Below are 14393 nucleotides of genomic sequence, written 5' to 3'. Positions count from 1 at the left end.
GACCTATCAACTGCGCACACCACGCGCCATCACCGCCGCTTTGCGGCTGCGATGAAGGCAACGGTCTCGGCGATGACCGTTTGCGGTTGGTCGCGGTGGGGAGAATGCGCGCAGCCCGGCAGCTCCAGCAGCCGGGTGCCCGGCACGCGCTGCGCAATGCCACGGATCTGCGCCAGGGTGCCGTACTCGTCATCCAGTCCCTGAATGGCCAGCAGCGGGACGTCGATGCGCCCGATCTCCTCTTCAATGCTCCAGCCCCGAAACGCAGGGTCCAACCAGATGCGGTTCCAGCCCCAGAAGGCAGAGTCGGTGTCGTCGTGATACCGGCCCAGCTTCTGGGGCAGGTCGGTGCTCAGGTACGCCTGGCGCGCGTGTTCGATGTTCTTCACCGTGACGTCTTCCACCATGATGTGCGGCGCCAGCAGCACCAGGCCGCTCAGCCGCTCGGGAAACCGCGCCGCGAACAGCAGCGCGATGGACGCGCCATCGCTGTGGCCGAACAGCCAGGGCGCTTCGGCGATGCCCAGCGCATCGAGCAAGGCGGGCAACACCTCATGCGCTTGCTGGTGCATGAAGTCCACATCCCATACCTCATTCGCCGCGCGCGGGGTTGACCTGCCGTAGCCGGGTCGCGAAAAAACCAGGCCACGGAAGCCCCCTGCATCACACACCTGTTGCGGAAAGTCCTTCCACATTGCCACCGACCCCAGCCCCTCGTGCAAAAACACCACCAGCGGCGCTGAAGCCCGCTGCGGAGCGATCCAACGCGTCTCTATCTGCACCTTGCGATCACGCCAGACGATGGGCGTCAAATGGGTCGCCTCGCTCATGTCTGCAGCCCCCGCTCGCGCAGACGAAAGCGCTGGATTTTGCCGGTCGCTGTCTTGGGAAGCTCGGGCAAGAACTCGATGAGACGCGGATATTTGTAGGGCGCCAGTCGCTCTTTGACAAAGCCCTTGAGCTCATCTTCCGATGCGGCATGGCCTTGCTTTAGCACAACAAACGCTTTGGTCTTGGTGAGGCCATCTGCGTCCTGTGCGCCGATCACCGCGGCCTCTAGCACGGCGTTGTGCTGCATCAGGGTGGCCTCCACCTCAAAAGGCGACACATAGATGCCACTGACCTTGAGCATGTCGTCGCTGCGACCTGCGTAGGTGTAGTAACCCTCGGCATCCCGAACGTACTTGTCGCCACTCTTGGTCCATCCGCCCTGAAACGTATCGCGCGTCTTTTCACGGTTGTTCCAGTACATCAGCGCGGCGCTGGGCCCGCGGATGTAAAGGTCACCGATTTCGCCGTCTGCCACCACACGGCCATCTTCGCCGCGCAGTTCCACCTCGTAGCCCGGCACGGGCTTGCCGGTGCTGCCATAGCGCACATCGCCGGGCCGGTTGGACAAGAAGATGTGCAGCATCTCCGTGGACCCGATGCCGTCGATGATGTCGCAGCCAAAGTGGGCCTTGAACCGCTGAGCAATCTCTGCGGGCAAGGCTTCGCCTGCCGAAGAACACATGCGCAAGGCCACAGCACTTTGTGCAGGTAGCCGGGGCGATGCCAGCATGCCCGCAAAGCCGGTGGGCGCGCCAAAGAACACGGTGGGCTTGTGCCGCGTCCAGCGCTCAAAGGTGGCGTCGGGCGTGGGGCGCTCGGCCATCAGCACCACGGTGGCGCCCACAGACAGCGGAAAAGTCAGCGCGTTGCCCAGACCATACGCAAAGTAGAGTTTGGCGGCAGAAAAGCAGGTGTCTTGCTCATTCAGCCCCAGCACCGGCTTTCCATATAGCTCTGCAGTCCACCACAGGTTGCCGTGGGTGTGCACGGTGCCTTTGGGCTTGCCGGTGGAGCCCGATGAATACAGCCAGAAACCTGGGTCGTCCGGCGCGGTGGCTGCCGGCGACTGGGCAACGGATGCAGACTCCAGCGCGTCTTCCATGTGGGTGGCGCCTGCAGGCAATTCGCCGGTGGGTTGAGACACCCACAGCGCGCCCACTTCATGTGGTGCCTTGTCCATGGCCTCGCGCAGCACCGGCAGCAGCGCGCCAGATACCAGTACGGCCTGGGCCCGGCTGTGGGACAGCATGTAGGCGTAGTCGTCTGCCGTCAGCAGCGTGTTGACGGCCACTGGCACTACCCCGGCGTAAAGGCAGCCCAGAAACGCTACCGGCCAGTCGTTGGTGTCCAGCATGAGCAGCAACACGCGTTCCTCGCGGCGGATGCCAGACGCCAACAACACCGAGGCCAGACGCCGCGCCCGGTCTTCCAGTCCGCCATAGTTCAGATGCCCGCGGTCGTCGATATAGGCTGTTTTGGTGCCCCGCGCGCGGTTCAGTTGAAACAGGTGCTCGGCAAAATTGAACCGATCTGAAAGTGTTGTCATGGGGTTGTCTCCTTGTTGTTGCTACGCCCACGTGATCGGATCAGAGCCCCAGCGCTGCCAGCACGGCCGGGCTGGCCTGCACGGCACTGCGCTGGTGATAGAAGTCCAGCGCACGCAAGCCGCCCAGCTCGGCACCACCGCCTGCGCGGCCCGGCCCGCCATGTTGCGACATGGGCATCACGTTGCCGTGGCCGGTGTGGGTTTGCGCAACATCCGGCGTGATGACGTGCACCCGGCCGTGGCTGGCAGCCACCTGCACGGCGGCCTGGGCCAGTGCCACGTCGTCGGCGCCGTACAAAGAAGTCACCAGCGACCCTTGCCCCCGTTGCGCAAGCGCCAGCGCGTGGTCCATATCGCGGTACGACACCAGCGTGGCCACCGGGCCAAACACCTCCAACTCATGCACGACATGGGCCTGGTCCGCATCGCGCGCGCCCAGCAACACGGGCCCGATGCACGCGGCAACGCGCGGGTCCGCGTCCACGAGCGGCTGGTTGCGCCCATCGTGCAGAACTTCGGTGTGGGTGCTCAGGCTTGTAATACCTTCGCGCACCGCCCGCAGTTGCGCTTGGCTGACCAGAGACCCCATGCGCACGCCCTCATTGCGGGGATTGCCCACCGTCACGCTGGCGAGCTTGGCCGCAATGGCCTCAGCCGCCGCACCATAGACAGCTGAGTGCACCAGAATGCGACGGATGGCGGTGCACTTCTGGCCCGATTTCACCGTCATCTCCCGCACCACTTCGCGTACCAGCAGGTTGAACGCGTCCGAACCAGGTGTTGCGTCAGGCAGAAGGAGGGCGCTGTTGAGACTGTCTGCTTCGATGTTGGCACGTACCGAGCGATGCGCGACTGCCGGATGTGAGCGGATCACGCCTGCGGTTTCTGCCGACCCCGTGAACGACACCACATCAAACGGTTGCAGTTGGTCCATCAGCCCCGCAGAGCTGCCTGCAATCACCGACAGCGCCCCGGCGGGCAACACCCCGGCATCCACCACGTCCTTGACCATGCGCTGCGTGAGCCACGCGGTAGCGGTAGCAGGTTTGACGATGACCGGCACCCCAGAGAGCAAGGCAGGCGCCGCCTTTTCCCACAGCCCCCACGCCGGGAAGTTGAAGGCATTGATGAACAGCGCCACACCGCGCGCGGGCACCTGCAGATGCTGAGACAGGAACACGGGTTCCTTGCCGAGCTTGGTGGCGTCGCCGTCGCGCAGCGCACGCACATCACCCAATGCATCACCCCAGCGGGCGTACTGGCCCAGGGTGAAGATGCCGCCGTCGATGTCCACGGCCGAGTCGTTCTTGACGGTGCCCGCATTGGCGGTGGCAATGTCGTAGTAAGCGTCGCGGTGGGTCTGCAGCACTTTCACAACGGCGCCCAGCAGCGCCGCACGTTCGCGGTAGGTCATGGCGCGCAGCGCAGGCCCCGCCTGGTCGCGGGCAAAAGCAAACGCCTCGGCCAAGTCCAGCCCCGTCGAATCCACCCTCACCAATTCGGTTCCCAGCACAGGGTCTGTCAACACAGCGCCCGGGCCGGTTCCGGTCTGCCAGCGTCCGGCAGCAAAGTTGGCGAGGATTTCTGTCATTCTGTTCTTTCGGGGGTGAATCGGAGGCGGGAGATCGGCCCCGCCGCTAGCGGGTGAACTGGATCTGCCCTTCAGGCAGGAGATAAAGCACCAGCGCACGTCCCTGCGCCACGGTGGGGTGGTGGGCACTGCCGGGTGGGTAGACACACCAGCCCGCCGCGTACCCATCGAAAGTGGCGTCGCCCTCCAGCGGCATGATCAGATCAATTTCGCCGCTGGGGTGGCTGTGGTGGGGACCGGCAATGTTGTGCATGTCCACCACGTCGACCGAGAAGCGGTGCAGTGTGTCGTCCGCCTTGAACACGCGGCCATAGCGAATGCCAGCACCCTCCCGCTCGCAAAGCCAGCCTTCGGCAACGCCCTGGATGCAGGCATCCTTGAGGGTTTGATAGGTTGTACTGGCCGCGCCATGGGTCTGGTTGAGCCAGTCGGCCAACTCCGCGTTCAGGGGACGCCCGGCGATCTGGCCGGTAAGGTCGGCCAGCGACTGATGGAATGCGGCTTTGCTGGACATGGGGCTCTCCCGGTTGCAATGTGGCGCGGGGCAAGGCACTGCTCAGGCATTCGCAGCTATCTTGATGTATGCCCTTGCGCCAACCAAAGATGTGAAGTATTTTGCAAACAACAGAACAATAGAGCGCTATTAAACCGGCGTCAAGCACTATAGTGCATATTGCATTAATCGCAGGCGAGATCGCCTGCTGCGCGCATGGAACCACCCGTTTTGAGAAAAGACCCGGTGGGTAGCGCCCGCGCGGATGACAGCGTTGGACAATGGCAGCCCTGTGAATGAGGATGGACATGAACGAACAGCAAGAGGAAGCGCTTTTGGCCCCCGGCACGCCGGAGCCTGCAGCACCTTCCGCCGAAGATGCCAAAAACCCCTTGCTGGTGGCGCTGGGCGACCGCGTGCGCAACCTGCGCGCGCAGCGCGGCCTCACGCGCAAGGCGGTGGCAACGGCGGCCGACGTGTCGGAGCGCCACCTGGCCAACCTGGAATACGGCACCGGCAACGCGTCCATCCTGGTGCTGCAGCAGGTGGCGGCAGCCTTGCAATGCCCCCTGGCCGAGCTGCTGGGCGACTTCACTACCCGGTCGCCCGAATGGCTGCTGATTCGCGAGTTGCTGGAGCACCGCAGCGAATCCGAGCTGCACCGCGTGCGCCTGGCGCTGCACGAGCTGCTCAGCGGTGGCAGCAAAGACACCGCGCGCCACCGGCGCATTGCCCTGGTGGGCCTGCGCGGGGCCGGCAAGTCCACGCTGGGCCCGCTGCTGGCGCGGCAACTGGATGTGCCGTTCATTGAACTGAGCCGCGAGATCGAAACCCTGGCGGGCTGCAGCGTGCGGGAGATTCATGACCTGTATGGCACCACCGCCTACCGGCGTTACGAGCGCCGCGCGCTGGAAGAAGCCGTGCAGATTCACAGCGAAGTGGTGATTGCGACGCCCGGCGGCATCGTGTCCGACCCCGCCACATTCAACGAACTCCTGGCGCACTGCACCACCGTGTGGCTGCGTGCCGCGCCCGAGGAACACATGGGGCGCGTGGTGGCGCAGGGCGACATGCGCCCCATGGCCGCCAGCAAAGAGGCCATGGACGACCTCAAGCGCATTCTGGACGGCCGCGCGGCCTTCTACTCCAAGGCCGACATCACCATCGACACCTCGGGCCAGACGCCGGACCAAAGCCTGCAGGCACTGCAGGCGGGCGTGCGCAAGGTGATGGCCCAGACCGCCTGATCCATCCCTGATAGGGGCCGCCACCACGCGCTGCGCCCCTTCTCCACGGGCCGCCCTTGGCGGCATCCCCCCTGCTCTCGCAAGGCGCAGCCGGGTCTCCCTCCAAAAGACTGACAGAAATGGGTGACATGCATTGACTTGCCTGTTGATATGCATGATGATGCACATCAATAGCAAATACATGCACTATTATTCCTGCTGACGATTAAACGGAGACACCATGACCGAATCCACGCAAGCCCCTGCCCGCGTTGACTACCGCACCGACCCCACGCAGTACCGCCACTGGACGCTGGCGGTGGAGGGCGCCGTGGCGCGCCTGTCGCTCGACATTGCCGAAGACGGCGGCATTCGCCCGGGCTACAAGCTCAAGCTCAACAGCTACGACCTGGGCGTGGACATTGAACTGGCCGACGCCCTCAACCGCGTTCGTTTTGAGCACCCTGCTGTGCGCTCAGTCATCGTCACCAGTGCCAAAGACCGCATCTTCTGCTCGGGCGCCAACATCTTCATGCTGGGCGTCTCTAGCCACGCGTGGAAGGTGAACTTCTGCAAGTTCACCAACGAAACGCGCAACGGCATCGAGGATTCGTCGAAACACTCGGGCCTCAAGTTCGTGGCGGCGGTGAACGGTTCTTGCGCAGGCGGTGGCTATGAACTGGCGCTGGCGTGCGACGAAATCGTGCTGGTGGATGACCGGTCGTCGTCCGTGTCCTTGCCCGAAGTGCCCCTGCTCGGCGTCTTGCCCGGCACGGGCGGCCTGACCCGGGTGACTGACAAGCGCCATGTGCGCCATGACCTGGCCGACATCTTCTGCACCAGCGTCGAAGGCGTGCGCGGACAGCGCGCTGTGGACTGGCGCCTGGTGGATGCCATTGCCAAGCCCGCACAGTTCGCTGCCACGGTGCAAGCGCGCGCCGACAAATTGGCTGAAGACAGCCACCGCCCCGCGAGCGCAAAGGGTGTGGCATTGACACGCATACAGCGAGAAGACAGCGCCGACAGCCTGCGCTACACCCACGTCACCGTCGATATCGACCGCACACGCCGCACCGCCACACTGACCGTGAAGGCACCCACCGGCCCACAACCCACCGACATCGCGGCCATAGAGGCCGCAGGCGCCGACTGGTGGCCGCTGGCCATGGCGCGCCAGCTGGACGACGCCATCCTGAACCTGCGCACCAACGAACTCGACATCGGCACCTGGCTGATCAAGACCGAAGGTGACGCGCAGGCCGTGCTGGCCAGCGACGCCGCCCTGGTGGCACACAAGGACCACTGGCTGGTGCGCGAAACCATCGGCGCGCTGCGCCGCACGTTTGCGCGGCTGGACGTGTCATCGCGCAGCCTTTTCGCGCTGGTGGAGCCAGGCTCGGCCTTTGCAGGGTCTTTGGCTGAGTTGGCCTTTGCGGCAGACCGCACCTACATGCTGGCGCTGCCCGACGACGCCGACCGTGCACCCCGGCTCATCCTCAACGAATTCAACTTCGGCCTGCTGCCGCTGGTCAACGACCAAAGCCGCCTGCAGCGCCGCTTTTATGAAGAAGCCGCCCCGCTGGAAGCCGCGCGTTCTGCCGCAGGCAAGCCGCTGGATGCGGACGCGGCCCTGACGCTCGGCCTTGTCACCGCGGCACCCGACGACATCGACTGGGACGACGAAATCCGCATCGCCATCGAAGAGCGCGCGGCCATGTCGCCCGACGCATTGACGGGCCTGGAAGCCAACCTGCGTTTTGCGAGCAAAGAGAACATGAACACCCGCATTTTTGGCCGCCTGACCGCCTGGCAGAACTGGATCTTCAACCGCCCCAATGCAGTGGGCGCGCAGGGTGCATTGAAGGTTTACGGCACCGGCCAAAAAGCAGGCTTCGATCTCAACCGCGTCTAAGAACACCATCCCTCAAGGAGCAAACCATGAGCAGCATCAACTACAGCGAGAAGATCCCCAACAACGTCAACCTGGGCGAAGACCGCACGCTGCAGCGTGCGCTCGAAGGCTGGCAGCCCAACTTCATCAACTGGTGGGACGACGTGGGCCCCGAGGGCTCCACCAACCATGAGGTCTATCTGCGCACCGCCGTGAGCGTCGACCCGAATGGCTGGGCGCAGTTCGGCCACGTGAAGATGCGGGACTACCGCTGGGGCATCTTTTTGAACCCGGGCGATGCCAACCGCGAAATCCACTTTGGCGACCACAAGGGCGAGAAGGCCTGGCAGGACGTACCTGGCGAGCACCGCGCCAACCTGCGCCGCATCATCGTGACGCAGGGCGACACCGAGCCCGCGTCGGTGGAGCAGCAGCGCCACCTGGGCCTCACGGCGCCCAGCATGTACGACCTGCGCAACCTGTTCCAGATCAATGTGGAAGAAGGCCGCCACCTGTGGGCGATGGTGTACCTGCTGCACAAGCACTTTGGCCGCGATGGCCGCGAAGAGGCCGAGGCGCTGCTGCAGCGCACCTCGGGCGACGTGGACAACCCGCGCATCCTGGGCGCCTTCAACGAGAAAACGCCTGACTGGCTGGCGTTCTTCATGTTCACCTACTTCACCGACCGTGATGGCAAGTTCCAGTTGTCGGCGTTGGCCGAAAGCGCGTTCGACCCGCTCGCGCGCACCACCAAGTTCATGCTCACCGAAGAAGCCCACCACATGTTTGTGGGCGAGAGCGGCGTGTCGCGCGTGCTGTCGCGCACCGCGCAGGTGATGAACGACCTCAAGACCGACGACCCCGCCCAGGTGCGTGCGGCAGGTGCCATCGACCTGGGCACCATCCAGCGCTACCTCAACTTCCACTACAGCGTCACCATCGACCTGTTCGGCGCGGACCAGTCCAGCAACGCCGCCATCTTCTACAGCTCAGGCCTCAAGGGCCGGTATGAGGAAGGCAAACGCACGGACGACCACGTGCTCAAGGGCCAGACGTACAAGGTGCTGGAAGTGGTGAACGGGCAACTGCTGGAGAAAGACGTGCCCATGCTCAACGCATTGAATGAGGTGCTGCGCGACGACTTCATCAAGGACTCGATGGCAGGTGTGGGCCGCTGGAACAAGGTGCTGGAAAAAGCGGGCATCCCTATGCGCCTGGTCGTACCGCACAAGGCGTTCAACCGCCAGATCGGCGCGCTGGCCGGCATCAAGATGTCGCCCGACGGCCGCGTGGTGAGCGAGGCGGAATGGACTGCACGCAAGGCCGAATGGCTGCCCACGCCGGAGGACTTTGCGTTTGTCGCCTCGCTGATGGGCCGCGTGGTCGAGCCCGGCAAGTTTGCGGGCTGGATTGCACCACCGGTCATGGGCATCAACCGCCAACCGGTGGACTTTGAATACGTGCGGTTCAATTGAGCCCCCCTGAGCCGCTGCGCGGCTTCCCCCCCGAGGGGGGACGCCTCCAGCGGCCCGGCAAAGCCGGTTCCGCGGTGGCACTGGTATGGGCCGCGCAGGCTCTCAGGCATCGCCCAAAGGTAGCGGGATACTTGTTGGAAGAAAAATTATGACCACTGCCACGCTGATCGACAACGGCATCCTCAAGCAGCACCTGATCGACCCCGAGATCTGCATCCGCTGCAACACCTGCGAAGCCACCTGCCCCGTGGGCGCCATCACGCACGACGACAACAACTATGTCGTGCGGGCCGATGTGTGCAATGGCTGCATGGCCTGCATCTCGCCCTGCCCCACGGGCTCCATCGACAACTGGCGCACCATGCCGCTGGCGCGCGCGTACAGCATTGAAGAACAGCTGACCTGGGAGGAGCTGCCGCCCGAACTCCCGCCCGACCAGTTGGCCGCCGACGGCATTGCGCCCCCCGCATCAGATGCGGCGGTGCCAACCACCGCGGCAGTGGCTGTAGAGCCCGGCGCGCAGACCTTCAGTTCGGCCCAGTACGGCGCCACGGTGCCACCCTGGTCGGCCGCACACCCCTACACCAACCTGTTCCCACCCAAGAGCCCCACCACGGCCACCGTGGTGGGCAACTTCAACTGCACCGAGGCGGGCTTTGAAAGCGAGACGCACCACGTGGTGCTGGACTTTGGCAGCATGCCGTTCCCGGTGCTGGAGGGGCAGTCCATCGGCATCGTCCCGCCCGGTACCGATGCGCTGGGCAAGGTGCACCACGCGCGCCAGTACTCGGTGGCCAGCCCGCGCAATGGCGAGCGGCCCGGCTACAACAACCTGGCGCTGACGGTGAAACGCGTGACCACCGACCACGACGGCAACGCCGTGCGCGGCATTGCATCCAACTATGTGTGCGACCTGAAGGTGGGCGACGCGGTGCAGGTGGTGGGGCCGTTTGGCAGCTCGTTCCTCATGCCCAACCACCCGCGCTCGCACATCGTGATGATCTGCACCGGCACCGGCAGCGCCCCCATGCGCGCGATGACCGAATGGCGCAGGCGCCTGCGCAGCAGCGGCAAGTTTGAGGGTGGCAAGCTGATGCTGTTTTTTGGCGCACGCACGCAGCAAGAGCTGCCGTACTTTGGCCCCCTACAGAACCTGCCCAAGGATTTCATCGACATCAACCTGGCGTTCTCGCGCACGCCGGGGCAACCCAAGCGCTATGTACAGGACCTGATGCGCGAGCGAGCCGCCGACCTGGCTGCGCTGCTGCGCGATGGCAACAGCCACTTCTATGTATGCGGCTTGAAGAGCATGGAAGAAGGCGTGGTGATGGCGCTGCGCGACATCGCCAACGAGTCAGGCGCTGACTGGGAAACCTTGGGCAACACCCTGAAGCGCGAAGGGCGGCTGCACCTGGAGACCTATTGAGCTGCTGAGCTGTTGCTCGGTGCTCTCGGACACTCAAGGATTCAGAAAATTTATAGCCAAATCGGCCTGTAGCGCTTATCCAACAAGCGCTAGTAGCTATATTTTCGGTAGTAAATCTCCACCATGCCCGGTGGATGGATCAAACCAAGGCGCTCACCCGCCATTGCACCCGCAATGCGCAGGCTTCGCCCTGCGCCAGCACCCGCAGGCCTGGCTGACCCGGCATGTGGAACGCATCGATGGGCTGGGTGATGGGCTCAAAACAGAACGCGGGGCCCTGCGGTGGGCGGTAGACCAGGCAGTAGTGCTGGTCGATGCCCCCGTCTTTGTCAAAGTCCGGCATGTGCGCGGTCAGTTTCAGCCCCTGCTCCGGCCAATCGATCTGTGCGGTGCCGCCCCAGCCGGTGTAGCCGTTGTCGATCAGATCACCATGGGCAGACGCGCCGTGGTTCAGATCCCAACCGGGCGGAAACTGCGTGGTGTGCTCGGTGGGCAGCGGGTCGTCGCCACACAGCCACACCGCCTGCACCGGCGCGGTGATGCGCGTGGCCGGGGTGCGCGGAAACCACGGGTGTACGCCGATGCCGTACGGCAAGGGCTGCGCGCCCCGATGGCGCACCACCACGTCCTGGTCCAGCCCGCCATCGACCAGGCGAAAGGTCTGCACCGACTCGTAGTCGTAAGGGTTGCCATCGAAGCACGTTGATCGGAGCGTCATCACCAGCGTGTCGGGGGCGGGCTGCGACAGTTGCCAAGGTTGCAGCCAGCCGTCGCCATGGATGGGGTACGGCTCGCCCGCCCGGTTGGGCTGCATGGGGTGGAACTGCCCGGCGTGTTCAAATCCGCCGCCGCTGATGCGGTTGGACCAGGGCACCATGGCAAAGGAGGCCATCTGGTACAGGTCGGGCGTGTTGCCATCCCACGGCCGCCACAGGTCGATGCGCGCCGGGGTGTCTTGCGAATCGTGCGGGTCGTCGATCTGCCAGGCGGCAACGCTGCCGCCCAGCGAGGGCACCAGGCCGAGATGCTGGCCGGCGTGGTGCAGCCAGACGATGGGGTGGGAGGCCTCGGTCATGGGCGGTCTTTCTGGAAGGTGAATGAATTGCAGACTGCGGGCGGCGCGAAGGCTTAGGGCGGCTAGCAAAACTCAGCGAAGCGGTTCTGGCTAGGCGCTGCGTCGCAGGAAGTACGGGCAGTACGACAAGACGCTGCAACGACGCCAGAAGAGTTTTGTTCGCTGCTCTTAGCCGCCGAACAGATGGGCGGGCACACCAAGGCTGTCGGTGTCCACCGCAAACACCGCCCCGGCCAGGGGCTCGGCGGCAAGCTGCTCGGGCGTGAGGCCCACCCGCGCCGAGGTGATGAACAACGTGCGCAGGTCGGCGCCGCCAAAGGCACAGGTGGTGACCTGGCTTACTGGCAAAGTCACACGGCCCAGTTCTGCAGCGGTGACGGGGTCGTGGCAGGTCACGCACCCGCCGCCCCAGTGCGCAATCCACAAGCAGCCCTGGGCATCGGTGGTCATGCCGTCGGGCAGGCCGTCAGCGGGTAGCCAGTGCTTCCATACCGTTTTGTTCGACACGGTGCCCGTGGCCGAGTCGCTGTCGTAGCGGTAGGTGATGCCTTCGATGGTGGCGTTGAAATACATCGCCGCGCCCTGCCCTGCGTCTGACCAGGTGGGCCCGTTGGTGACAGCAAACCCGTCGTCGTAGCGGGTGCAGCGGCCATCGGGGTCGTAGCGGTAAAGCGCCCCGGTGGGGGCCTGGCAGGCAAAGTCCATCGAGCCCGCCCAGAAGCGGCCCTGTGCATCGCACTTGCCGTCGTTGAAGCGATTGCCCGCGCGCTCGGGCTCGGGTTTGTGCAGGTAGCGGGCGGCCGCATCGGTGGCTGGGTCAAACAGCGCGAAGCCCCGACGCAGGGTCACGATGAGGCCAGGGGCGGTGGCGCGTTCGGCCAGGGCCGAGACTTCTTCGTCAAACACCCAGCGCCGGTGCGCGCCACTGGCGGGGTCCCAGCGGTGCAGCTCGCACTGGAGGATGTCCACCCAATACAGCGCCTGTTCGCGCACCGACCACAACAGCCCCTCTCCCAGTTCATGGCCCAGCGTCTGCACACAACGCACCGGCCCGGTGGTGGGTGCAGAAAAGGCGGGGGCGGTGGCCGTGGTGGCGCCCGCAGCCGATGCTGGCGAGGAATGGGTGTGGTTCACGCTTGTCTCCGGTGATTTTTTTATGGGGCAAGCAGCAAGGTACTTGACGGGCGGCATCTTATCAACGCCAATTGATGCTTGAAATTAATTTATTTCTCATTGATTGATTGCAATTTCAATATGTCACAACTTTTCACCCCTTCTTCCCGCTCTACGGACGCCTCGGGCGCACCGCAAGGCCTGGCCTCTTTCCCGAGCCTGCGTGGGCGCTCGGTGTTTGTCACCGGCGGCGGCAGCGGCATCGGCGCCGCCATCGTGGCCGCATTCGCCGAACAAGGCGCCCGCGTGGCCTTCGTAGACGTGGCCCGCGAAGCCAGCGAGGCCCTGGCCCAGCAACTGGCCAACGCCGGCATGCCGCCCCCCTGGTGGCGCGTGTGCGATGTGCGCGACGTGGCGGCGCTGCAAGCGGCCGTTGCAGATGCCGCCGCGGAGCTGGGCGATTTTTCAGCCCTGGTCAACAACGTGGCCAGCGACGACCGCCATACGCTGGAGTCGGTGACACCCGCGTACTACGACGAACGCATGGCCATCAACGAGCGGCCTGCGTTTTTCGCGATCCAGGCGGTGGTGCCGGGCATGAAGCGGCTGGGTGCGGGGTCGGTGATCAACCTCGGGTCCACCGGCTGGCAGGGCAAGGGCACGGGCTACCCGTGCTATGCGATTGCCAAGTCGTCGGTGAACGGCCTCACGCGCGGGCTGGCCAAGACGCTGGGACAAGACCGCATCCGCATCAATACGGTGTCGCCGGGGTGGGTAATGACGGAGCGGCAGATCAAGCTGTGGCTCGATGCGGAGGGCGAGAAGGAGTTGGCGCGCAACCAGTGTTTGCCGGACAAGCTTCGGCCGCATGACATTGCGCGGATGGTGCTGTTTTTGGCGTCGGATGATGCGGCGATGTGTACGGCGCAGGAGTTCAAGGTGGATGCGGGGTGGGTTTGATTTTTTGATTGAAATTGGGCTCTAGCGCTTATCCATCAAGCGCTAGTAGCTATATTTTTCGTAGTATTTTCTCATTCCTCAGTTCGGGCTGAGCTTGCCGAAGCCTGGTCGTCGCTCGCGAGCTCGCGGATTGAGCCGCATGCCTGTGCTGGGGGCGGAGGCCGGGAGTCGCCCGGCATGCGAGTTGCTTTCTTTTGCTTCGCCAAAAGAAAGTCACCAAAGAAAAGGCGACCCCACTGTCTGCGTCCCCAGCGCTGCGCGCTGGGGCAACCTGTGGTGCCCGCGGGCGGGGTGCGCCGCAGAACTCACTGCGCGCTGACGCGCTCCGTTCAAACAACTGCGGCGAGCTAGACCACGATGCATGTGTGTCCTTCGGCACACATGCCACCCCGCCCGCTGCGCTCCTCGGCGCATACAGAGGGGATTGGGGAGAAACATCCACTCGGGCCATTGCTTCGCTTCGCTGCGCTCGGCACCACCTCGCGGGCGCAAGCGCCACGCACTGCGCAGCCTGGGCCGAGCGAAGCAATGGCCCGTGTGGATGTTTGGCTGTCCGGCTGTCCAAACCCCTGCTGGCTGCGCCTGCGTCGGGGCGGTTGCGGGGTGAGCATGCGCGTCGGAGCGCGCATGCCTCGTTGTCTAGCTCGCCGCAGTTGTTTGAACGTAGCGCGCCAGCGCGAAGTGAGTTCTGCGGCGCACCCCGCAACCGCCCCGACGCAGGTCGCCCCGTAGCGCAGCGAAGGGGTCGCAGACGGGGGGGCGCCTG

11 protein-coding genes are annotated in these 14393 nt (G+C 64.6%); 5 read left to right on the top strand and 6 right to left on the bottom strand.

Annotated elements, in window-relative coordinates; genetic code table 11:
• Nucleotides 1-29: 29 nt before the first annotated feature.
• The 4 genes from ACK4OE_RS18160 to ACK4OE_RS18145 are packed head-to-tail and all read right to left on the bottom strand — an operon-like array spanning nucleotide 30 to nucleotide 4482.
• Nucleotides 30-830 (bottom strand): alpha/beta fold hydrolase, encoded by an 801-nt coding sequence (locus tag ACK4OE_RS18160; RefSeq protein ID WP_409886711.1) that lies wholly within the window; start codon nucleotides 828-830, stop codon nucleotides 30-32.
• A complete protein-coding gene (locus ACK4OE_RS18155) occupies nucleotides 827-2377 on the bottom strand; it encodes a benzoate-CoA ligase family protein (protein ID WP_409886709.1) in 1551 nt (516 codons plus the stop codon). The genes ACK4OE_RS18160 and ACK4OE_RS18155 overlap by 4 nt, the downstream gene beginning before the upstream one ends.
• A gap of 40 nt (nucleotides 2378-2417) precedes the next feature.
• Entirely contained in the window at nucleotides 2418-3968 is a 1551-nt protein-coding gene (locus ACK4OE_RS18150; RefSeq protein ID WP_409886706.1) for a 3,4-dehydroadipyl-CoA semialdehyde dehydrogenase, read from the bottom strand.
• 46 nt (nucleotides 3969-4014) lie between these two features.
• Nucleotides 4015-4482: a DUF4863 family protein gene (locus tag ACK4OE_RS18145; protein ID WP_409886705.1), complete on the bottom strand. Its 468-nt coding sequence runs from the start codon at nucleotides 4480-4482 to the stop codon at nucleotides 4015-4017.
• Between the two features lie 287 nt (nucleotides 4483-4769).
• Here ACK4OE_RS18145 and ACK4OE_RS18140 point away from each other — a divergent pair, with 287 nt between their 5' ends.
• From ACK4OE_RS18140 to boxA, 4 genes are all read left to right on the top strand, one after another.
• Nucleotides 4770-5708 (top strand): helix-turn-helix transcriptional regulator, encoded by a 939-nt coding sequence (locus tag ACK4OE_RS18140; RefSeq protein WP_409886703.1) that lies wholly within the window; start codon nucleotides 4770-4772, stop codon nucleotides 5706-5708.
• 220 nt (nucleotides 5709-5928) lie between these two features.
• A complete protein-coding gene (boxC, locus tag ACK4OE_RS18135; protein WP_409886702.1) occupies nucleotides 5929-7599 on the top strand; it encodes a 2,3-epoxybenzoyl-CoA dihydrolase in 1671 nt (556 codons plus the stop codon).
• A 26-nt stretch (nucleotides 7600-7625) separates the two neighbouring features.
• Nucleotides 7626-9053, top strand: a complete 1428-nt coding sequence (gene boxB / locus ACK4OE_RS18130; RefSeq protein WP_409886700.1) for a benzoyl-CoA 2,3-epoxidase subunit BoxB — start codon at nucleotides 7626-7628, stop codon at nucleotides 9051-9053.
• Between the two features lie 148 nt (nucleotides 9054-9201).
• Nucleotides 9202-10479: a benzoyl-CoA 2,3-epoxidase subunit BoxA gene (gene boxA / locus ACK4OE_RS18125; protein WP_409886699.1), complete on the top strand. Its 1278-nt coding sequence runs from the start codon at nucleotides 9202-9204 to the stop codon at nucleotides 10477-10479.
• Nucleotides 10480-10618: 139 nt separating this feature from the next.
• Here the strand turns inward: boxA and ACK4OE_RS18120 are convergent, their stop codons facing one another.
• Nucleotides 10619-11554, bottom strand: coding sequence for an aldose 1-epimerase (locus ACK4OE_RS18120; RefSeq protein ID WP_409886697.1), 936 nt, complete (start codon nucleotides 11552-11554; stop codon nucleotides 10619-10621).
• Between the two features lie 168 nt (nucleotides 11555-11722).
• Entirely contained in the window at nucleotides 11723-12688 is a 966-nt protein-coding gene (locus ACK4OE_RS18115; RefSeq protein ID WP_409886695.1) for an SMP-30/gluconolactonase/LRE family protein, read from the bottom strand.
• 120 nt (nucleotides 12689-12808) lie between these two features.
• Between ACK4OE_RS18115 and ACK4OE_RS18110 the strand changes: the two genes are divergently transcribed.
• Complete coding sequence (locus tag ACK4OE_RS18110) at nucleotides 12809-13627, top strand: SDR family NAD(P)-dependent oxidoreductase (protein ID WP_409886693.1); 819 nt, start codon at nucleotides 12809-12811, stop codon at nucleotides 13625-13627.
• Nucleotides 13628-14393: the final 766 nt, after the last annotated feature.

It is taken from the genome of Acidovorax sp. (genome assembly GCF_046314175.1).
Taxonomy (GTDB): Bacteria; Pseudomonadota; Gammaproteobacteria; order Burkholderiales; family Burkholderiaceae_C; genus Acidovorax.
This window is presented reverse-complemented; position numbering and strand designations above follow the sequence as displayed.